Below are 19,491 nucleotides of genomic sequence, written 5' to 3' on the forward strand. Positions count from 1 at the left end.
ATCAGTTATCAGTTATCAGTTATCAGTTATCAGTTATCAGTTATCAGTTATCAGTTATCAGTTATCAGTTATCAGTTATCAGTTATCAGTTATCAGTTATCAGTTATCAGTTAAGCTATAGCGGTGTGCAGTCGTATGAGGTACAGTGTCACGAGCTATAAACCATGCTAGGCAAAGCTTGGTTTGTATCTCACTCAAGCGCTTACCGCTATAAGACGCATTTAAACCGCTTATTCTTAGATTAGCCGAACCCCCCCAATCCCTTTACTGTTGCCTTTTGCCTCTTGCATGAGTGCCTCGTCTCAACAAGCAATTTAAATTACGAACAGCTTATCAGTAAACAGTAAACAGTATAAGTGAACTGAAAACTTACATCTGATAACTGATAACTTATTCAAGGCTGATGGCTTATATTTATCTAAGGGAGGACTTACGCCCTACGCCCCTACAGAAAAACTAATGCGGGGTAATGTAGGGGCGCAATGCTTGCGCCCAAAATGTAAAATTTACGAACACTTTACACCATGATGTCAAGAGAGCCAATTCATCTTGTTAAAAAAATAGAGTGTGAATTAACACACTCTCAGCATATCGGAACAGCCAAAGTTTGGCAATAGATTAAATCTTTTCGGTTAGCTTAGTTAGAACGCGATTGGAACGTTCCACAAAAGCTTGCATTCCCTCGGCATCAAATCCTTTTTGAGCGATTACAGCTAAATCATAAACGTGCTGACAGAGCATTTTCGCTAATTGCGCCGATGGAGATTCGCCGCTACCGGTAACAATACTTCCCTGACTAATCTGGACAATCTGTTGAATTAGGGGATGATTAGTATTAATCATCAGAATATGTTCTTCGGGGAAAGCCATGGCTTTTTGTTGCATCATTGCCGTCATTTCCTGTAAGCGTCGCATCGCTTCTGGAAGTAAGACAATTGCCGGGGGAGTACCTTGAGGATCATCAGATTTCAAGGCTTCAGTTTTGATATTGATGCGGGAATTATCGAGAGCTTTGGCGAAGATTTCTTTGATCAATTCAGCCCGGGTTTTATTACTACCCGGATCGATAATTTCACTAGCTTGATCCTGTTCGAGCAGCGTCGAGTCTAATTCGGCATCAACCCGGGTGAATTTCACATCGGAGTATTCTCTTTCTAGGAAAGGAATAAAGTAATTAGTATCGATGAAAGAATCAAAGAAGAGGATCTCTAACCCTTGATTTTTGTAGAGTTCAACGTAGGTGGATTGGCTACGAGGATCGGTACAGTAAAAAACTCGATTTTCGTGGCGTTCTTTATGGCGTTCCAGGTAGGCTTTGAGAGTAGTATAACCTTCCTGTTCGATCGCTTCTAGGGGAGTTTTCGCCGTTGTTTCTTGCCATGCGTCACCTTCGGCGGTTTGTACTGCCACTTGTACCGCAGTTTCTGGGGTTTTGTAGGTAGTGCGATAGATTAAAATATCTTCTACCTGCTGTTTAAATTTATCCTCTTTTAAGGAACCAAATTTAATAAAAGTTCCCACATCTTCCCAACAACGAATATATTCTTTTGCGTCTTCGTTGTAGAGAGATTTGAGGCGATCAGCAATTTTTTTGGCAATAAAATCTGCAATACGGCGAACGGTGCGATCTTTGGTTAAAGCACTTCGAGACACATTTAAAGGAATATCTGGACTATCGATAACTCCTCGCAAGGGGATCAGGAAATCGGGAATAATTTCCTCACAATGATCGCTGACAAAAACCTGATTACAGAATAACTTTAATTGTCCTTTTGAGACATCCACATCCGGTCTGAGTTTGGGAAAATAAAGAATGCCATTGAGCAAGAAAGGATAATCGGTATTCAGATGTACCCAGAGTAAAGGTTCTTCTTGGAAAGGATAGAGATAACGATAGAATTCTAGGTAGTCTTCTTTCGTCAGATTTTGAGGAGATTCTTTCCATAAAGCCCGTTGTTGATTAATCACTTCCCCATCAATTTTAATGGGAACGGGCATAAAATCTGAGTAGGTTTTGACTAACTGGCGAATGCGGGCAGGTTCTAAATATTCCCCTTCCTCATCCATTAAAGTTAGGGTGATAGTGGTGCCGATTTGGCTGCGGGAAGAATCGGTTAATTCAAACTCTGGAGAACCATCACAAGACCAATGGACAGGGGTAGCACCTTCTTGATAGGAAAGAGTATCAATCTCTACCTTTTTAGCCACCATAAAAGCCGAATAGAAACCTAGGCCAAAATGACCGATTAAATCGTTGGCTGATTTTTGGTATTTATTGATAAATTCTTCCGCACTGGAAAAGGCAACTTGGTTAATATATTTCTTGATTTCTTCCCCCGTCATCCCGATGCCATTATCGGTAATTGATAGGGTACGATTTTCTTTATCGATGGCGAGATTAATTTCTGGTTCGGGGACTTCTCCTCTTGCTTCTCCTGCTAAAGAAGCCATTTTTAATTTCGAGATGGCATCAACACTATTAGATATCAATTCCCGTAGAAAAATTTCATGGTCAGTGTAGAGAGATTTTTTGATAATAGGGAAGATATTCTCGGTATGAATCGTGATATTACCTTTTTCGAGTACCGTCATACGTTCAATCACTAAGGGTTTGACTATTCTAACTTTTTTATTTTGCTCGATAATGGCACCATTGATCACAGAGCGATTGCCCAACTTCTTCTAGGGGGATAACCGTACCGATAAAGGCATTTAACGGCAGCGGGGCGATTTCTAGAACTCGCTCGCAAAAATCGGGGTTAATTGCCAGATTATCGAGGTTATTGATGACTTTTTGACTTTTACAAGCGGTTGGTTGAGATTTGCCGATTGAGGGGGAATTGCAGTAGCTCTACTTTTCACTTTGCAGATATCCCTCAATCAAAATATCGGGATTGAGATAATTAACCGTGACATTTTCTAACTGTAAAGCTTGGCTCATTAACTGGAAACCTAAATCACCCACGGCAGTAGGTGCATTAATTCCCCCGATGATTTTGGGCGCGATAAAAGCGATAATTTTTTGTACCATGCCCTCAGCGATCGCTGCAGCGCTTAAACCGCCGCCGCACTCCCACAAAACCTGACAAAATCCCCTCTGATAAAGATTTTCCATCACTAAAGTGGGTGTCACCTCGGTTAGTTCGATCACTTCCACGCCTTTTGTTAATAATTGTTGCTTAAGCTTGACATTAGAATCAATTTGTGTATAGACAAGCGTGGGAAATTGACTGGTATCCCAAAGATGGGCCGAGGGAGGTAAATCGAGTGATCGAGTCATGACCACGCGCAGGGGATTATGATCGGAGAGGCCGTGAGTGGTTAGGTGAGGATTATCTTGACGGACAGTGCTACCGCCGACGATAATCGCATCACAGGCCGATCGCAGTCGATGGACTATTTGGCGAGAAGCGGGGCTAGTAATCCAAGCGCTATGACCGCTAGTGGCGGCAATTTTGCCATCGAGAGTCATGGCATATTTGAGGATACCGAAGGGTTTTTGAGCGGTGATGCGATGGATAAAACCCTGATTGAGTTGACGACATTCGGACTCCTCCACTCCCACCAGCGTCTCGATACCTGCCGATTCTAGTCTTTGAATGCCTTTCCCCGCCACCAAGGGATTAGGATCGATCATCCCCACCACCACTTTTTTAATGCCTGCTTGCACAATTGCCTCGCTACAGGGGGGAGTCCGTCCATAGTGGTTACAGGGTTCGAGATTGACGTATAAAGTGGCACCACGAGCTTTTTCTGCTGCCTGTCTCAGGGCGAAAACTTCTGCATGGGGTTGTCCGGCCCCTGGGTGAAAACCTTCGCCGATAATTGTACCCTCTTGAACGATCACAGAACCCACCAAAGGATTAGGAGAAGTCCGCCCCAAGGCTTGCCTAGCAAGGGTTAGACATCTTTGCATCATTGTGCGATCGAATTCCGTTGCCTGGGTCATTGTTTATTTCTCCAAACGAGGGGAGACTTGATCGGTGATCAGTAAACAGTAATCAGTGATCAGTGGGAAGCTTTTTTCAGTGTTGCCAAAGGCACGGCGTAGCCGTCCAGTAAACAGTAATCAGTGAACTGAAAACTCACATCTGATAACTGATAACTGATAATTGATAACTTCTCTACTATTGCTATTTTAAAGTGAAACGTATCAGAGGATACAGAAATCTCAAATAAAAAAAAACAAAGATCAAAAAACATTGACTACTCACAGATCAAGATAAATCCCTAGGTGTTTGGTCTTCTGACGTGATTGACCCCTGTTCCTAGGATTTAGTGGTTGAACGGACATAATTGCTCGCTAATTATTTTCAATAGTAATGAATCGACCTACTAACTCAACAAAGTAAACGAATTAACGATGAAACGAATTGCTCGAAAATCTGGGGAACTTGTCGGTTTGTTACCGAAAATTAACCCTGTCTGGTTAGCCTGTGTTCCTTTGTCCGCGATTATTTTCGTGGTTTGGAACACAGCCGTACAGGCCCAAGATGCGAAACCCCTAACCCCCGAAGATGTCCAAAACGCCCTCAATACAATCTGGGTTTTAATTGCCGCCATCCTCGTGATCTTTATGAACGCAGGTTTTGCGATGCTAGAAACGGGATTCTGTCGCCAGAAAAATGCCGTTAACGTTCTCGCCAAAAACCTGATCGTTTTCGCCCTCTCCACCATATCATTTTGGGCGATCGGTTTCTCCCTGATGTTTGGGTCTGTCAGTAACCAATTTTTCGGTACAGGAGGTTGGTTCCTCAGCAGTAGCGATCCTGCCAGCTACGTTATGCCGGAATATTTGCCCACCTCGGTGTTCTTCCTGTTCCAAGTCGCTTTCGCGGGAACGGCGGCCACAATTGTATCTGGGGCAGTGGCAGAACGGATTAAATTCACCGATTTCCTCGTTTTTAGCTTAATTATCGTCGGTATCATGTACCCGATCACCGGTCACTGGGTTTGGGGTGGCGGTTGGTTAGCTGACCTTGGTTTTAAAGACTTCGCTGGTTCGACGGTGGTCCACTCGGTGGGTGGTTGGTCTGCTTTAACCGGGGCGGCAATTCTCGGGCCGAGAATGGGTAAATACATCAACGGTCGCACCAGTGCCTTACCCGGCCATAACATGAGTATTGCGACCCTGGGTTGTTTAATTCTCTGGATTGGCTGGTTCGGTTTTAACCCCGGTTCTGCTTTAGCGGTTAATGAAACTGTACCCTATATCGCTGTCACCACTAACCTCGCCGGGGCCGCGGGTGGCATTGCCGCTACCTTTACCGCTTGGGCGAAAGATGGTAAACCCGACCTTTCGATGATTATTAACGGTATTCTGGCAGGTTTAGTCGCCGTTACTGCCAGTTGTGATGGTGTATCCTACTGGTCGGCCTTAATTATCGGTTTAATTGCCGGTGTGGTCGTGGTTTACTCGGTGGCTTTCTTCGATAACCTGAAAATTGATGACCCCGTGGGTGCGACTTCCGTTCACCTCGTCTGTGGTGTCTTTGGAACTTTAGCCGTCGGTATCTTCAACAAAGATGCGGGTTTAATCACCGGTCAATTCCAACTGTTTATTAACCAAATTATCGGGATTGTAGCGGTAGGGGCATTTACCGTGATTGTCAGCGGTATCGTTTGGACAATCCTCAAGGCTACCCTCGGTATTCGTGTTACTCCCGAAGAAGAAATGGAAGGTTTGGATGTGGGTGAACACGGGATGGAAGCCTATAGCGGTTTCGTCAAGGAGTCCGATATCGTTGCCGGCGGCCATTATGCTTCCAGTGTTGACATGGAAACGCCTAGCACTCGTTAGGGTGAACCTTGTAAAGATAGATTAATTAGATCCCCGACAAAGTTAAAGAGAAAAGGAAGAAGGCCTCGCCCCGATGCGATCGGTGGCTATAATTAGCTTCTAAACCTTTTCTCTTTCGGTTTTTTGTCTCTTTCCAGACAGAAAAAATTAATCTTGCTACTAGGCACCAACCGTCAATGAAAAAGATCGTAGGAATAATCGTACTTTTGCTGGGACTGGGATTCAATTGCGGAGTTGCCCCAGTTTTTGCGGAAACCATCGCCGCCGCTCCCCCCAATCCGATTAGTGCTGGGGATACCGCTTGGATGCTGATCTCGTCGGCCTTAGTTTTATTAATGACCCCCGGACTGGCTTTTTTTTATGGGGGTTTAGTGCGTTCCCGTAACGTCCTCAACACCATGATGATGAGTTTGGTGGCCATGGGTGTCATCGGTGTAACTTGGGTGCTTTGGGGTTATAGTCTCGCCTTTGATGTTACCCCGGGTAAAAGTGGCTTTGGTGAAGGGATCGAAGCTTTTATCGGTGGTCTGGATTGGATTTTTCTCAACGGTGTCACCGCCGCCGCACCTGACGATATCGGTTATGCACCCACCGTTCCCCATCAAGTGTTTATGGTCTATCAGATGATGTTTGCGATCATCACCCCGGCTTTAATTTCGGGTGCGATCGTGGAACGGGTCAACTTTAAAGCCTATTTTTGGTTTTTACTGCTTTGGTCCACCTTGATCTATTCTCCCCTAGCTCACTGGGTTTGGGGTAAGGGTTGGTTAGCAGCCACTGGGGCGCTGGATTTCGCTGGTGGAACCGTTGTTCACATTAGTTCCGGGATTTCCGCACTGGTGGCCGCCTGGATGATCGGTCCGCGGCGTAGTTTTGGTGTCCAAACCTATGCACCCCATAATGTGCCGTTTGTTCTCCTAGGTATCGGTTTACTCTGGTTCGGTTGGTTTGGTTTTAATGGTGGTAGCGCGCTTTCCTCTAGTTCCCTAGCCACGACAGCTTTTGTTAATACCACGATCGCCGCTTCGGCCGGTGGTTTGACATGGATGCTTATAGAATGGATTTTACGGGGTAAACCGACGGCGATCGGTATTGCTAGTGGATTTTTAGGGGGATTAGTGGGTATTACTCCCGCTGCCGGTTTTGTTCTACCCATCGGTGCGATTCTCATTGGTTCGATCACTGCCCTTACCTGTTTTTTTGCGGTTAGTCTCCGGGCTAAGTTACGTTTTGATGACTCTTTGGATACCTATCCTGTCCATGGTGTGGGTGGAACGGTAGGGGCAATCCTTACGGGGGTTTTTGCGACTAAATCGGTTAATTCCTTGGGTAATGACGGTTTACTATTTGGCAACCCCGGCTTAGTCTGGACGCAATTTGTTGGCGTTGCTGCTACTTATATCTTTGCTGCCGTGGGTACTTTTGTCATCCTGAAAGTTCTCAGTTTATTCATGGATTTGCGGGTTAAACCGAATACGGAAGCAGAAGGGTTAGATGTTCCTGAACACGGAGAGGAAGCCTACGGACAAGAATTCGAGTTTGGTAACAGCCTTTCCTACCAAGAAAATCCTGCTGCCACAAATCCTCGAGAAAATTATTAGCGATTCAATCAGCTATCAGTCCAGCTAACAGAGGCGAAATTTCGTCTCTGTGAAACTGGGCTGAACAATCAAGAAAAGGAACGGGTCTGTTTCTAGGTGAGTTTAAATTTCAACCCCTCACACATTACGCCAATACCAGCGAGTAACATCGGTTAAAAATTGTTTGACTCTGGGAGGAGGGGTTATTTTTAATCCTAGCCATTGATAGGGAAGTTCTCCCACCACCTGATAGGTCTTAGAGACGTTCATATTCGCCGGTAACTCCATTCCCCAGCGTTTAAAACTAGCGGCGCAATTTTCTGTGATTTCACCGCGACTGGTGCTTTCCCCATACACGGCTATATTCTTATCTACAATTAATTGTCTTTCTCCCACTAATTTTGTGGTTTTGAAACTATCCATTTCCTTACCAAGAAACGGTCGATCAGGGAACCCTTCAAAAATTCTTCTCAAAGCTTTTACTTTCATGAATTGATGAGACCAGACATCGGGGAGAGTATCTGCTTGAGAAAATACCGTTTCTCGTAAAACTACTTGCTTTTTAGGGGTGAGAATCTTGACTCCTTCTTGAATAAATTTGTCGCTTTTAAAGTAACCACCTTTAAGGTGGCGCAGGCAGAGAATTGTTAGGAGATCGGACTCGGTGTTATTGATAACAAAATTGTAGATATCATTAGCTGCCTCTTCTTGAATTCGGATCAGATAACGATCATCCATGCACCAATAAATCCATTCTTCGTCAGGCAAGTCTTTTAAGAGATTTAAAACTGTATCCCTGATCAGGCTAACTTGTTTAGTTCCCTTCTCGGTTTCAATAGGATGAATAACCTTGGCAGAATCCATCGGAATTAACTCCACTTTATCGCCATATTTTGCCAAGTTCTCAGGATAATCGCCGTAGGGAACCCGAAAAGTAAAAGGATTACTTGACCACAATTTTTGATAAGTATAAATCATGTGATCGGCAAATTTCATGTACTTATCGCAGGTTAAAACGATCGCTTTCATAAATGATTTTTTGTCCTGAATAGTTTTTTAGTTTTGGCTGCTATCCTTACAGAGCCGCTAATGATAGGATTTTTACTGCCTACTCTACAGCAAAGCTGTCCATTTGTCAAGACTTTTCGAATCCTAGTGCTGAAAAACCAAAGAGCGGCGATATCAAGAAAGCTTTTTCTTCTCTCCATCAACTGGCAATTTTACCGATTCTTAAATCAAGAAATTGGTAAGCCAGCTAACTCAGCAATTGTGTAGGTGGGTCTGCCTTTAACTTCCTCGTAAATTCTGCCGATATATTCTCCTAGTATTCCGATGCTAATTAGCTGTACAGAACCCAGAAAAAATATAGCGATCATAATCGTGGCAAAACCCGTGATCGGTGAGTCGGGTTGCTGTAAACGCCAATATAATACTAACAGAGCCATAATCAAAGATATCAGGGCAGAAAATAATCCTAGATAGGTAGCAAAACGTAAGGGGACACGAGAAAAAGATACTAGGCTATTAATAGCTAAAGATAATGATTTGCTAAAGGTATATTTTACTTCCCCGGCAAAGCGCGCATCCCGCTCAAATTTAACCGCAGTTTGTGGAAAGCCAATCCAAGCGCGCAACCCACGAATATAACGATTTCTTTCCGGGAGAGAATTTAATAGATCTACCACCTGACGATCCATTAAACAAAAGTCTCCTGTATCGGCGGGAATATCCACATCTGCTAGTCTTTTAAGCAAACGATAAAAGAGATAGGCCGTCAGTTTTTTAAACCAACTTTCTTGTTTTCTTTTGGTTCTTTGGGCATAAACTACTTGATACCCCTCTTGCCATTTTTCAATCATTTGGGGAATTAATTCGGGCGGATCTTGCAGGTCAGCATCCAAAACAATAATTACTTGTCCTCGGCAAAAATTAAGTCCAGCAGTTACCGCCGCTTGATGACCAAAATTGCGGGCGAAACTGATATAACATACTCGCAAATCAGCTTTGTGCAGTTCTCGCAGCAGTTTTAAGGAACCATCTTTACTACCATCATTTACTAGGATTAATTCTACCGCCCCATCTAAATTATTCATGATGGCACTCACCCGGCGATACAGTTCGGCAATAGTTTCTTCCTCGTTATAGATGGGGACAATCAGGGAATATTTTAGCATTTGCATAATAATATTTTACCAGTAATTGATTGAAAAAAATCGATTTAATCCCAGTTTTTTCCTCCTGTGTTTAATAATTATCTTAGGTTCAATATTCTAACAGGAGTATAATTTTGTCAAAGTGAAAACCCGATTAGCCAACGATTTACCTCCTTTCTTCCGGCTCCTAACTCAGAGAATTCTGCCGTCAATCTCTTTACTTAGCCAAGGAACTCCTCGATCGCCTGTCCCGTCTCTTCCGGTGCTTCTTCCGGTAAAAAATGACCACTGGCGATCGCCTGTCCCGTGACTTGATTAGCTCGCTGCTGCCAAAGAGCAATCAGATCGTATTGACGTGCAATGAAACCTTTTTCTCCCCAAAGAACCAAGAGGGGAGAGGAAATTTTCCGGTCTAAATCCTGACGATCATGCTCTAAATCGATGGTAGCGGCGGCCCGATAATCGGCACAGGTGGCGGTTATCGTGCTTAAATCTCGAAAACAACGCCGATATTCCCCTAAAGCTTCCTCTGTAAAAGCGCTAAAATCTCGCCCCCAACTTTGCAAGCAATGTTGCAGATAATAATCGGGATTAGCGGCGATCAGGGTTTCGGGAAAAGGGGAAGGCTGAATCAAGAAAAACCAATGATAGTAGGCAGTGGCAAAAGTTTGCTCAGTCGCCTCATACATCGCCAGCGTTGGGGCTATATCGAGTAAAACGAGTTTTTTGACCTTTTCGGGAAAATCAAGGGCGAGACGGTGGGAAACTCGCGCCCCTCGATCGTGGCCGATTAGATAAAACTCCTGATAACCCAATTTTTCCATCAGCAATACCTGATCGAGGGCCATGACTCGCTTGCAGTAATTGCTAGAATCCTCTAGGGGTAAGGGTTTATCGCTATCCCCGTAGCCGCGCAGATCCGTGGCGATCACCGTAAAATTGGCCGCTAATCGGGGGGCGATTTTATGCCACATTTGATGGGTTTGGGGATAACCATGCAGCAAAAGCAGCGGAAAACCGCGCCCACCTTTGACACCATTGATAGTAATGCCATTAACTTCTAGCTGAAATTTCCGAAAATTTGTCAGCATTTTTGCCTCCTGTCACTTTGGGGAAAGATAATTGCATCATCTGGCAAAAGTGACCCAATCAGTAAAGTTTTTTCACTATAGCCGCTCAAGCCGCTGCTTTTCTGGTAGATTAAAACCATTAGGTTGCTCAAAAACCAGCGAGTTAAGCAGTAATTTGATTATGATCTCGATTATCTATTCCGATGAATTTCTCGAGCACGATACAGGTATTTACCATCCCGAAAAAGCGGCGCGTTTAACGGCAATTGTCGAGGCTTTAAAACAAACAGAATGGCAGTCAAAATTAACATGGCATTTACCGACACCGATCGAAATTCGTGACGAAGTACTCACTTTAATCAAACAAGTTCATAATCAAGATTATGTTGATATATTGCGGCGAATTTGTCAACGGGGTGGGGGAAGATTGGATGCAGATACTCCCGTTTCTGCGCGTAGTTACGATGTGGCGTTACTAGCGGTTAGTGGCTGGTTAGATGGAGTCGATCGAGTTTTATCTACTGGCGATCCTGCCTTTATTTTAGCCCGTCCTCCCGGGCATCATGCCACTTCTAATTATGCCATGGGTTTCTGTCTGTTTTCTAATGCTGCTATTGCCGCTTATTATGCTTTAGAAAACAAAAGAGTGCAAAAAGTAGCGATTCTCGATTGGGACGTGCATCATGGCAATGGCACCCAGGATATAGTCGAAAATCATCCCCAGATTGCCTATTGTTCCCTCCATCAATTCCCCTTTTATCCCGGCACGGGAGAAGCGAGAGAAAAAGGTGAGTTTAATAATGTTTTGAATATTCCCTTATCGGCGGGAAGTACGATTAAAGATTATCAAGAACATTTTGAGGGGCAAGTCATACCTTTTCTGAAAAATTTTCAACCGGATTTAGTGATTGTTAGTGCTGGATATGATGCCAATCAAGCGGATCCTCTGGCGGGCATTTGTTTACACCCACAGGATTATGGAATTTTAACCAAATACCTCTTAACTCTTAATAAACCGCTGCTTTTCGGCTTAGAAGGTGGTTATGATTTAGAAACTTTAGCGGCTTCCGTCGTCGCCACCTTAGAAGCTTTGCTCTGATCCTAATCTGGGTAATCATTACATTTCTTTAAAAAGATTGCTAACAAAGCGATCTAATGCGGTAAGGTAAACGATCGATAGAAAAAAAACCTTGACCTAGTTGCCTTTTAAGATTATGAACTCCCTTGCGCCACACCTCAAAGCCAAAGCCCTCAAGCCCAATAGTCGTCGTCCTGCCAAAGAATTGTGTAGCGAGTGCGGACTTTGTGACACTTATTACATTCACTATGTTAAAGAAGCTTGTGCTTTTCTCAATCAACAAATAACTGATTTAGAAGCAGAAGCACACGGCAAAAGTCGCGACTTAAATCAGGAAAATGATCTCTATTTTGGTGTTCATCAAGAGATGATGGCTGCCAAGAAAAAACAAGCTATACCTGGGGCGCAATGGACAGGAATCGTCAGTACAATTGCCTGTGAAATGCTCGATCGTGGTTTAGTAGAAGGGGTGGTTTGTGTGCAGAATACCGCCGAGGATCGCTTTCAACCGCAGCCGATTCTCGCCCGTACCACGGAAGAAATTCTCGCCGCTAAAGTTAATAAACCGACTCTTTCTCCCAATTTATCAGTCCTAGAAGAAATTGAAAAATCGGGCATGAAACGGTTATTAGTTATCGGAGTTGGTTGTCAAATTCAAGCCCTAAGAGCAGTAGAAAAAAAATTAGGTTTAGAAAAATTATATGTCTTAGGAACTCCCTGCGTCGATAATGTCACCCGCTCAGGACTACAAAAGTTTCTAGAAACCACCAGTCGTTCCCCAGAAACCGTGGTTCATTATGAATTTATGCAGGATTTTCGGGTACACTTTAAACACGAAGATGGCTCCATCGAAATGGTTCCTTTTTTTGGCTTAAAGACTAATAAATTAAAAGATGTTTTTGCTCCTTCCTGTATGACTTGTTTTGATTATGTTAACTCCCTTGCTGATTTAGTTGTGGGCTATATGGGCGCACCTTTTGGCTGGCAATGGATTGTCGTTCGTAATGATACGGGTAAGGAAATGTTAGAGTTAGTTAAAGATCAATTAAATACCCAAGATGTTATGTCTAGTGGTGATAGAAAACAGGCTGTACAAAATAGCATTCCTGCCTATGATAAAGGTGTAACCTTGCCGATGTGGGCGGCAAAAATGATGGGAGTAGTAATTGAAAAAATCGGTCCTAAAGGTTTAGAATATGCTCGTTTTTCCATCGATTCTCACTTTACCCGTAATTACCTTTATGTTAAACGTAATTATCCTGAAAAATTAGCGGCTCATGTTCCTGAATATGCTAAAAAGATTGTGGAACAGTATAAATTGCCCGATTAATTAGGGTATGCTGAAAAAGTAGGGGCGCAGCATTCGGATAGGAATCGGTTTCAACGATAGGTTATCGTCCGAATACTTTGCCTCAAGTCAATGATAGGTGGTGCGTTACGACGGATTGTTAGCCTCAAGTCAAAGCAGAAATTTTTGCCGTCTAACGCACCCTACTGGACTGGACTAGGTAATAGGTGTAGGGGTAATTCATGAATTACCCCTACAATAACGTTTGTCTGGATGTTGTTAAAATTTCTCTTGACAAAGGCGACTTGACATGATACTATATTCATAATGGAAAATCCGTGCGCCTACAAACCCTATTTTCAAGTCTCAATAATCGCCAATAAAAGCTTAGATAGCGATAATTTTTTTAAGGATTGAGAACCATGAACCGTCAAAGAGATTTTTATGTTGTCATTGAACGGGATGAGGATGGATATTATGTTGGGGAAGTTCCTCAACTTCGGGGTTGTTACAGTCAAGGGGAAACGATTGATGAATTGATGAAGAATATCAGGGAAGTGATTGAACTTTGCTTGGAAGATGACAATCCTGAAGATGTGTCGGAGTTTGTTGGAATTGAAAAGGTGTCTATCTGATGCGTACCTGTTCATCGGGGGAAAACTGTCGGGAAAGGATTACTCCTAAAAATTTTACGCGATGCTGAACTGACAAAAGAAGAATTTATTCGTCTGCTGTAATTCCCATCTTGATTTAAGCTTCATGTCTCCGTTTTTCTGGATGTTGTTAAAATTTCTCTTGACAAAGGCGACTTGACATGATACTATATTCATAATGGAAAATCCGTGCGCCTACAGACCCTAGTTTTCAAGAATTTTCAAGGTCTAGTTTATTCGCCATAATGGGTTTTAGTACGATGAATATAGATTACATCATCAGTCTAAACTTTGATTGGAATGATTGAATGAATACTATGATTGTGTTGTATGCTGACTTCATAAACCATTAATCAATGTCTCCCAAGACTTCCTCAAGAGAATAGGTTTCATTTTCATTAATTTGCTGTAGAGATAGTTGTAAGCTTTCTCTTAAGTCGGGAATAGAGAGTAATTCGATGGTTTCTTGTAAACTTTCATAGTTTTTTTGAGAAATCAAAATTACAGAATCCTCCTGATTCTCAATGGCATAAATTTTGTTATCTTCTGTAACCGATTTAACGAGACTCTGTAAATCGGTTTGAGCATCGGCTATTTTAATTTTTTTGATCATAATTAATCCTTTTTTTGATGATGAAATAATAAAAACTATTGTAGGGATTTAACAATCTCTCCTAATCACAGTCCAGACAGCATCCTCCTATAATTATCCATCATTGTAGTCATCAGTGATTAATTCAATCACTGTCAATTACAATAACGTTTTTCTGGATGTTGTTAAATTTTCTATTGACAAAAGCCTCTTGACATGATATTATATTCATAATGGAAAATCCGTGCGCCTACAGACCCTATTTTCCAAAGCATTCAAACTCTATCTTAATTCTACTTGCCAGAGTTGGGACAACATAGTTTTATATTCTCCATAATCGTTTGAGTATGGGAATGACTTTCCCCTAATCCTTCTCTGAAAATATTAATCGCTTCTAGATAGAGAGGTTCTGCTTCTGTGTACCTGACTTGAAAATAGTACAATAGTGCTAAATTGTTGAGAGATACCAATTTTCATAACTAAGATTGGGAATATTTTGAAAATGCTTAATGTTAGCTGTAATCAGAGTATAATCGCAATAAATAGCAGTCGCAGCAATAAACAAATCAATCGGGGTAATTAGTTGTCCTTTTATTCTAAGATTAACGTATATTTGAGTAGCTATATCACTAATTTCACGATCATAAGCAATTACTTCACTGACTTCTACAAGACGTTCAAATTGTTGTTGTTGATTTCGTGCATCTTTATACAATAAACCACTTTTAATCTCGTAATAGGTAAAGATTGAAAACGATATATAAGTATAGTGTTGTCGATAGATGCGGAATTGTTCAATTACTGCGGGATTGCCTCGTAAAAAATAAGAGAGGATATTGGTATCAAGTAATGCTTGTTTCATAAGTAATTTATACGTTTTAAATCGAGTTGACGATTAGCTTCTGCTTCTTCGACAATCTCTTGCATAGTATTTTCTATATCTGCTGCCATACCAGCAAATTCCATAAAGTCAACGTCTGGATGTTTTGTTTTTATAGATTGGACAAAATGCAGGATTTCTGGCAGCAGGGAAATGGGAGTTGTTTCAATTTCTTTAATAAGTTGTTCTTTGAGTGTCATAGCTTTATCAGTTATCAGTTATCAGTGAGCAGTGGTTAATTCAATCATAGTCAATGATAGGTGATGGGTTACGACTAAATCTGGATGTTGTCAAATTTTCTCTTGACAAAGGCGACTTGACAGGATACTATATTCATAATGGAAAATCCATGCGCCTACAGACCCTGTTTTCCAACGGTCTTAAGTAGGGTCTGCTGAAAAAGTAGGGGCGAAGCATTCGGGCAATAACCTATCGGTGAAACCGTAGATTTTCTATCCGAATGCTTCGCCCCTACAGGACACGGGCCGATGAAGACGCAAGGTTTTGAACGACGATTCTCTCAAAATCTTGCACCTGTTTCGCAAAACAGAACCCTAAAACCCTTACCTCGTCTATATTTCACATTTATTCAGCAAGCCCTAACTATGATTGGTTTATTCAATCAATCTTCATCTCTAATCCACTCTTAACTAGGTTCCTAGTCATAGTCCATCATTCAACATTCCAATCACAGTTAAGACTGTTTTCAGGGATGAGGGGGTTTTGGTTTCAACATCTCCACCACCTCATCGGGAAACCGTTGTCTTAATTCTGCTTCGGGTAATTGGGATAACATCTCCAGATAATTCCGATAAAAGGTTTGGGTATGGGGATGATTTTCCCCTAATGCTTGGGTAGCAATATTAATCGCTTCTAGATAGAGAGGTTCTGCTTCTGAGTACCTAACTTGGGAGTAGTACAAGTGTGCTAAATTGTTGAGGGAAGTTGCTACAGAGGGATGATTGTCTCCTAAGAGTCGTTTTCTCAAATCTAATGTAACTCTATATTTTGAAATAAAATGAAAAATCCTTCTTGTGTAAAATGCTTATCGTGGGTAAGAATTTCATTTATATTCATTTGGCGCATTGTTTGCATGGATATACAATCTGTTAAGCTGTAATCCTTATCTGGACGATTTTGATATAAATCTAATCCTGATTGGAACGTCTGATGAGTTTGAGGTATAACTAAGATTTGGGGATTATTTTGTAAGCCTCTAATAACTTGTAAGGTTTTTCGTCTAACTGACATTCCATAAGCAGATAGATTGTTGAAAACTTCAATAAAGACTTCATCGGTTGTCACTATTGTTACCTGCTGGAGTTTCCTTGTCATTTCTATAGCTTTCTCATGCCAATCATCACGATTGTTAATGAGAGCAACCCAATAAAATGTGTCTGCAAAGATGGTTTTCATTGCTATGATGCTATAAACTTTAGTTTCGGCTTTGCTTAGGATTTGGGAACTCCATAAAGATAATGATCATGTTGATTAGCAAGATCTATAGGCAACTTTTCTAAGTCGTCATTGTCTAATGGCATCTCTTCCAGAAGCTTTAATATTGCCTCCCCTACATTACTTTCAGATTTAGCATAACTAGCTTGTGCTGAAAGGAGGAAGTTCAAAGTTTCTTCTATTAAAGAATCCGGTGCTTGTTCAATCTCTTGCAATAGTCTCTCTTTAGTGTTCATGGTTTTATTCCTTGCTAATCAGTTATCAGTTATCAGTGATTAATTCAATCATAGTCAATGATAGGTGATGCGTTACGACTAAATCTGGATGTTGTTAAATTTTCTCTTGACAAAGGCGACTTGACAGGATACTATATTCATAATGGAAAATCCGTGCGCCTACAAACCCTCTTTTCCAACGGTCTTAAGTATGATTGATGTGATTATGTGATTGACTATGATTGGTTCATTCAATCAATCTTCATCTCTAATCCACTCTTAACTAGGTTCCTAGTCACAGTTCATCATTCAACATTCCAATCACAGTTAAGACTGTTTTCAGGGATGAGGGGGTTTTGGTTTCAACATCTCCACCACCTCATCGGGAAACCGTTGTCTTAATTCTGCTTCGGGTAATTGGGATAACATCCTCAGATAATTCCGATAAACGGTTTGGGTATGGGGATGATTTTCCCCTAATGCTTGGATAGCAATATTAATCGCTTCTAGATAGAGAGGTTCCGCTTCTTCGTACCTGCCTTGGGAATTGTACAAGTATGCTAAATTGTTGAGGGATTGTGCCACATGGGGATGATTGTATCCTAAGAGTCGTTTTGTCAAATCTAATGCTTCTAGAAGGAGAGGTTCCGCTTCTGTGTATCTGCCTTGGGAATTGTACAAGTATGCTAAATTGTTGAGGGATTGTGCCACATGGGGATGATTGTATCCTAAGAGTCGTTTTGTCAAATCTAATGCTTCTAGAAGGAGAGGTTCCGCTTCTGTGTATCTGCCTTGGGATTCGTACAATGCTGCTAAATTGTTGAGGGAACTTGGCACATCGGGATGATTGTCTCCTAAGAGTTGTTTTGTCAAATCTAATGCTTCTAGATAGAGAGGTTCCGCTTCTGTGTACCTGCCTTGGGATTGGTACAATAGTGCTAAATTGTTGAGGGAAGCTGCCACATGGGGATGATTGTATCCTAAGAGTCGTTTTGTCAAATCTAATGCTTCTAGATAGAGAGGTTCCGCTTCTGTGTACCTGCCTTGGGAATTGTACAAGTATGCTAAATTGTTGAGGGATTGTGCCACATGGGGATGATTGTATCCTAAGAGTCGTTTTGTCAAATCTAATGCTTCTAGAAGGAGAGGTTCCGCTTCTGTGTATCTGCCTTGGGAATTGTACAAGTATGCTAAATTGTTGAGGGATTGTGCCACATGGGGATGATTGTATCCTAAGAGTCGTTTTGTCAAATCTAATGCTTCTAGAAGGAGAGGTTCCGCTTCTGTGTATCTGCCTTGGGATTCGTACAATGCTGCTAAATTGTTGAGGGAACTTGGCACATCGGGATGATTGTCTCCTAAGAGTTGTTTTCTCAAATCTAATGCTTCTAGATAGAGAGGTTCCGCTTCTGTGTACCTGCCTTGGGATTGGTACAATAGTGCTAAATTGTTGAGGGAAGTTGCCACATCGGGATGATTGTCTCCTAAGTGGGTTCGAGTTGCGGTTAAACAAGCTTGATAGTAGGGTTCTGCAGCAGCATACAATCCTTGTCCTTCATAATAACGAGCTAAACCTGTATAGGACCAAAATAAATCCTCATCAGCAATATATTCTGAATATTCCTTGACAGATGCTTGCAGATGGGGAATGAAAGGTGTAAATTCTTCAACTTTTTTCAGAGTCGGATTCTGGGGCATTTCCGCCGATTTCTTCGCCATAATAATACAATAACGGCGTTTTGCGGGTTCTGCGTGGGATGATGCTTCTAACTTATCCCGAAAATAGCGACGCAGCAGGGTATGAATTTCATACCAACCATCACCCGTATCCTTAACCAAACTCAGATGGACTAAACTATCGGTTAACCATTCCTCCACTGTATCCCCATCTTCATCGGGAAATAAATCCAGAATCATCCCCTTGGGAAAGGGCGCAAGAGCGAATAAACTGAGGTAAAGTGCCAAAATTTGCGCTTCTGGTTCGCTATGCAACTCCTCCCAACTGAGATTAAAGGCAGCTTTTAACCCTCGTTCCGCAGTCATTTCCCCATGAAACTTGGGATTTTTGGCTAAAATTGGCTCATCTAAGCCTTTTTCGGCTAATTTCTGCCGTATTTTGCTGATTTTCCAATCCTGTCGTCGTACCAGCAACCTTGCCACCAATTCTAACCCTAAGGGTAAATAACCCAAATCCTGACATAATAATTTAGCTGCCTCGATTTGTGTGTCAATTCTGTTGTCTGCAAGGTAGGAACGCAATAAATCAAGTGCATCTTTTTCTTTTAATACTTCTACCCGAAAAGTCGCAATTGTCGCTGATAAATATTCCTTGCGAGTGGTAATTAAGACCTGAAAGCGTTTCTCCTCTTGCGGTGGTAAATAATCCCTAATTTGCTGATAATCCCGCACATCATCAAAGATAATTAGGACATTTCCCGCTAACCAATTTTGCCAACAATAACGAATTTTTACGTCTAATTCTCCCTCATCCGGTAAAGTTAATTTGAGATGTACCCGCGCAAAATCTAAAATGGAAGTACCGATAAAACCGCCGTCACTTTCTGCCACATTTAACCAACATATACCCCCGGGATAGGCTTTTTCCTGCCATTGTTGCCAGCCAAACTGTCTGGCTAGTTCGGTTTTACCTATGCCTCCCATTCCCGTTAAGGTAGATATAGCAAGCTTTTGGGATTGTTTTAATTGAGTTTTTAAGTCAATTAATTC

Annotated in this window: 18 protein-coding genes; 5 read left to right on the forward strand and 13 right to left on the reverse strand. The window is 42.0% G+C overall.

Annotation, left to right across the window (positions count from 1 at the left end; genetic code table 11):
* Positions 1 to 618 precede the first annotated feature (618 nt).
* Positions 619 to 2,592 carry a molecular chaperone HtpG gene (gene htpG, locus H6F92_RS04875; protein ID WP_265795887.1) on the reverse strand — a complete coding sequence of 658 codons (1,974 nt, stop codon included), beginning with the start codon at positions 2,590 to 2,592 and terminating at the stop codon, positions 619 to 621.
* 259 nt (positions 2,593 to 2,851) lie between these two features.
* Positions 2,852 to 3,949, reverse strand: a complete 1,098-nt coding sequence (gene ribD, locus H6F92_RS04880) for a bifunctional diaminohydroxyphosphoribosylaminopyrimidine deaminase/5-amino-6-(5-phosphoribosylamino)uracil reductase RibD (protein ID WP_190356982.1) — start codon at positions 3,947 to 3,949, stop codon at positions 2,852 to 2,854.
* Between the two features lie 414 nt (positions 3,950 to 4,363).
* Between ribD and H6F92_RS04885 the strand changes: the two genes are divergently transcribed.
* Together H6F92_RS04885 and H6F92_RS04890 are read left to right on the forward strand one after the other, a co-directional pair.
* A complete protein-coding gene (locus H6F92_RS04885; RefSeq protein ID WP_190356983.1) occupies positions 4,364 to 5,800 on the forward strand; it encodes an ammonium transporter in 1,437 nt (478 codons plus the stop codon).
* 176 nt (positions 5,801 to 5,976) lie between these two features.
* Entirely contained in the window at positions 5,977 to 7,401 is a 1,425-nt protein-coding gene (locus tag H6F92_RS04890; protein ID WP_190356984.1) for an ammonium transporter, read from the forward strand.
* A gap of 117 nt (positions 7,402 to 7,518) precedes the next feature.
* Here H6F92_RS04890 and H6F92_RS04895 read toward each other — a convergent pair whose 3' ends face one another.
* The 3 genes from H6F92_RS04895 to H6F92_RS04905 all read right to left on the reverse strand — a co-directional run bounded on the left by H6F92_RS04895 (position 7,519) and on the right by H6F92_RS04905 (position 10,624).
* Entirely contained in the window at positions 7,519 to 8,409 is an 891-nt protein-coding gene (locus H6F92_RS04895) for a hypothetical protein (protein ID WP_190356985.1), read from the reverse strand.
* Positions 8,410 to 8,615: 206 nt separating this feature from the next.
* Complete coding sequence (locus H6F92_RS04900; RefSeq protein WP_190357056.1) at positions 8,616 to 9,554, reverse strand: glycosyltransferase family 2 protein; 939 nt, start codon at positions 9,552 to 9,554, stop codon at positions 8,616 to 8,618.
* 200 nt (positions 9,555 to 9,754) lie between these two features.
* Positions 9,755 to 10,624: an alpha/beta fold hydrolase gene (locus H6F92_RS04905; protein WP_190356986.1), complete on the reverse strand. Its 870-nt coding sequence runs from the start codon at positions 10,622 to 10,624 to the stop codon at positions 9,755 to 9,757.
* Positions 10,625 to 10,784: 160 nt separating this feature from the next.
* Between H6F92_RS04905 and H6F92_RS04910 the strand changes: the two genes are divergently transcribed.
* The 3 genes from H6F92_RS04910 (at position 10,785) to H6F92_RS04920 (ending at position 13,604) form a co-directional block, all read left to right on the forward strand.
* Positions 10,785 to 11,702, forward strand: coding sequence for a histone deacetylase family protein (locus tag H6F92_RS04910; RefSeq protein ID WP_190356987.1), 918 nt, complete (start codon positions 10,785 to 10,787; stop codon positions 11,700 to 11,702).
* 115 nt (positions 11,703 to 11,817) lie between these two features.
* Entirely contained in the window at positions 11,818 to 13,011 is a 1,194-nt protein-coding gene (locus H6F92_RS04915) for a Coenzyme F420 hydrogenase/dehydrogenase, beta subunit C-terminal domain (RefSeq protein WP_190356988.1), read from the forward strand.
* Positions 13,012 to 13,391: 380 nt separating this feature from the next.
* A complete protein-coding gene (locus H6F92_RS04920; RefSeq protein WP_072926058.1) occupies positions 13,392 to 13,604 on the forward strand; it encodes a type II toxin-antitoxin system HicB family antitoxin in 213 nt (70 codons plus the stop codon).
* 367 nt (positions 13,605 to 13,971) lie between these two features.
* Here H6F92_RS04920 and H6F92_RS04925 read toward each other — a convergent pair whose 3' ends face one another.
* The 8 genes from H6F92_RS04925 to H6F92_RS04960 all read right to left on the reverse strand — a co-directional run bounded on the left by H6F92_RS04925 (position 13,972) and on the right by H6F92_RS04960 (position 19,443).
* Positions 13,972 to 14,235 carry a type II toxin-antitoxin system Phd/YefM family antitoxin gene (locus H6F92_RS04925; protein WP_002748707.1) on the reverse strand — a complete coding sequence of 88 codons (264 nt, stop codon included), beginning with the start codon at positions 14,233 to 14,235 and terminating at the stop codon, positions 13,972 to 13,974.
* A gap of 272 nt (positions 14,236 to 14,507) precedes the next feature.
* Complete coding sequence (locus H6F92_RS04930) at positions 14,508 to 14,684, reverse strand: tetratricopeptide repeat protein (RefSeq protein WP_149978875.1); 177 nt, start codon at positions 14,682 to 14,684, stop codon at positions 14,508 to 14,510.
* The gene (locus H6F92_RS04935; protein WP_110580699.1) at positions 14,663 to 15,076 is read right to left on the reverse strand and encodes a type II toxin-antitoxin system VapC family toxin; all 414 of its coding nucleotides are present in this window, start codon (positions 15,074 to 15,076) and stop codon (positions 14,663 to 14,665) included. The genes H6F92_RS04930 and H6F92_RS04935 overlap by 22 nt, the downstream gene beginning before the upstream one ends.
* Positions 15,073 to 15,294 (reverse strand): hypothetical protein, encoded by a 222-nt coding sequence (locus H6F92_RS04940; RefSeq protein ID WP_190356989.1) that lies wholly within the window; start codon positions 15,292 to 15,294, stop codon positions 15,073 to 15,075. The genes H6F92_RS04935 and H6F92_RS04940 overlap by 4 nt, the downstream gene beginning before the upstream one ends.
* Positions 15,295 to 15,800: 506 nt before the next feature.
* Positions 15,801 to 16,082, reverse strand: coding sequence for a tetratricopeptide repeat protein (locus H6F92_RS04945; protein ID WP_242030007.1), 282 nt, complete (start codon positions 16,080 to 16,082; stop codon positions 15,801 to 15,803).
* A gap of 2 nt (positions 16,083 to 16,084) precedes the next feature.
* Positions 16,085 to 16,510: a type II toxin-antitoxin system VapC family toxin gene (locus H6F92_RS04950; RefSeq protein WP_002756072.1), complete on the reverse strand. Its 426-nt coding sequence runs from the start codon at positions 16,508 to 16,510 to the stop codon at positions 16,085 to 16,087.
* Between the two features lie 35 nt (positions 16,511 to 16,545).
* Positions 16,546 to 16,785 (reverse strand): hypothetical protein, encoded by a 240-nt coding sequence (locus H6F92_RS04955; protein ID WP_002735146.1) that lies wholly within the window; start codon positions 16,783 to 16,785, stop codon positions 16,546 to 16,548.
* Positions 16,786 to 17,103: 318 nt separating this feature from the next.
* A complete protein-coding gene (locus tag H6F92_RS04960; protein WP_338420898.1) occupies positions 17,104 to 19,443 on the reverse strand; it encodes a tetratricopeptide repeat protein in 2,340 nt (779 codons plus the stop codon).
* Positions 19,444 to 19,491: the final 48 nt, after the last annotated feature.

The organism is Microcystis wesenbergii FACHB-1317, assembly GCF_014696875.1.
GTDB classification, from domain to species: Bacteria; Cyanobacteriota; Cyanobacteriia; order Cyanobacteriales; family Microcystaceae; genus Microcystis; species Microcystis wesenbergii_A.

Coding starts and splice junctions, on each gene's coding strand:
- H6F92_RS04905 (WP_190356986.1), bottom strand. CDS start 10,624: ATGCTGACAAATTTTCGGAAATTTCAGCTAGAAGTTAATGGCATTACT.
- H6F92_RS04940 (WP_190356989.1), bottom strand. CDS start 15,294: ATGACACTCAAAGAACAACTTATTAAAGAAATTGAAACAACTCCCATT.
- H6F92_RS04910 (WP_190356987.1), top strand. CDS start 10,785: ATGATCTCGATTATCTATTCCGATGAATTTCTCGAGCACGATACAGGT.
- H6F92_RS04955 (WP_002735146.1), bottom strand. CDS start 16,785: ATGAACACTAAAGAGAGACTATTGCAAGAGATTGAACAAGCACCGGAT.
- H6F92_RS04900 (WP_190357056.1), bottom strand. CDS start 9,554: ATGCTAAAATATTCCCTGATTGTCCCCATCTATAACGAGGAAGAAACT.
- H6F92_RS04885 (WP_190356983.1), top strand. CDS start 4,364: ATGAAACGAATTGCTCGAAAATCTGGGGAACTTGTCGGTTTGTTACCG.
- H6F92_RS04890 (WP_190356984.1), top strand. CDS start 5,977: ATGAAAAAGATCGTAGGAATAATCGTACTTTTGCTGGGACTGGGATTC.
- ribD (WP_190356982.1), bottom strand. CDS start 3,949: ATGACCCAGGCAACGGAATTCGATCGCACAATGATGCAAAGATGTCTA.
- H6F92_RS04935 (WP_110580699.1), bottom strand. CDS start 15,076: ATGAAACAAGCATTACTTGATACCAATATCCTCTCTTATTTTTTACGA.
- htpG (WP_265795887.1), bottom strand. CDS start 2,592: ATGACGGTACTCGAAAAAGGTAATATCACGATTCATACCGAGAATATC.
- H6F92_RS04950 (WP_002756072.1), bottom strand. CDS start 16,510: ATGAAAACCATCTTTGCAGACACATTTTATTGGGTTGCTCTCATTAAC.
- H6F92_RS04895 (WP_190356985.1), bottom strand. CDS start 8,409: ATGAAAGCGATCGTTTTAACCTGCGATAAGTACATGAAATTTGCCGAT.
- H6F92_RS04920 (WP_072926058.1), top strand. CDS start 13,392: ATGAACCGTCAAAGAGATTTTTATGTTGTCATTGAACGGGATGAGGAT.
- H6F92_RS04915 (WP_190356988.1), top strand. CDS start 11,818: ATGAACTCCCTTGCGCCACACCTCAAAGCCAAAGCCCTCAAGCCCAAT.
- H6F92_RS04925 (WP_002748707.1), bottom strand. CDS start 14,235: ATGATCAAAAAAATTAAAATAGCCGATGCTCAAACCGATTTACAGAGT.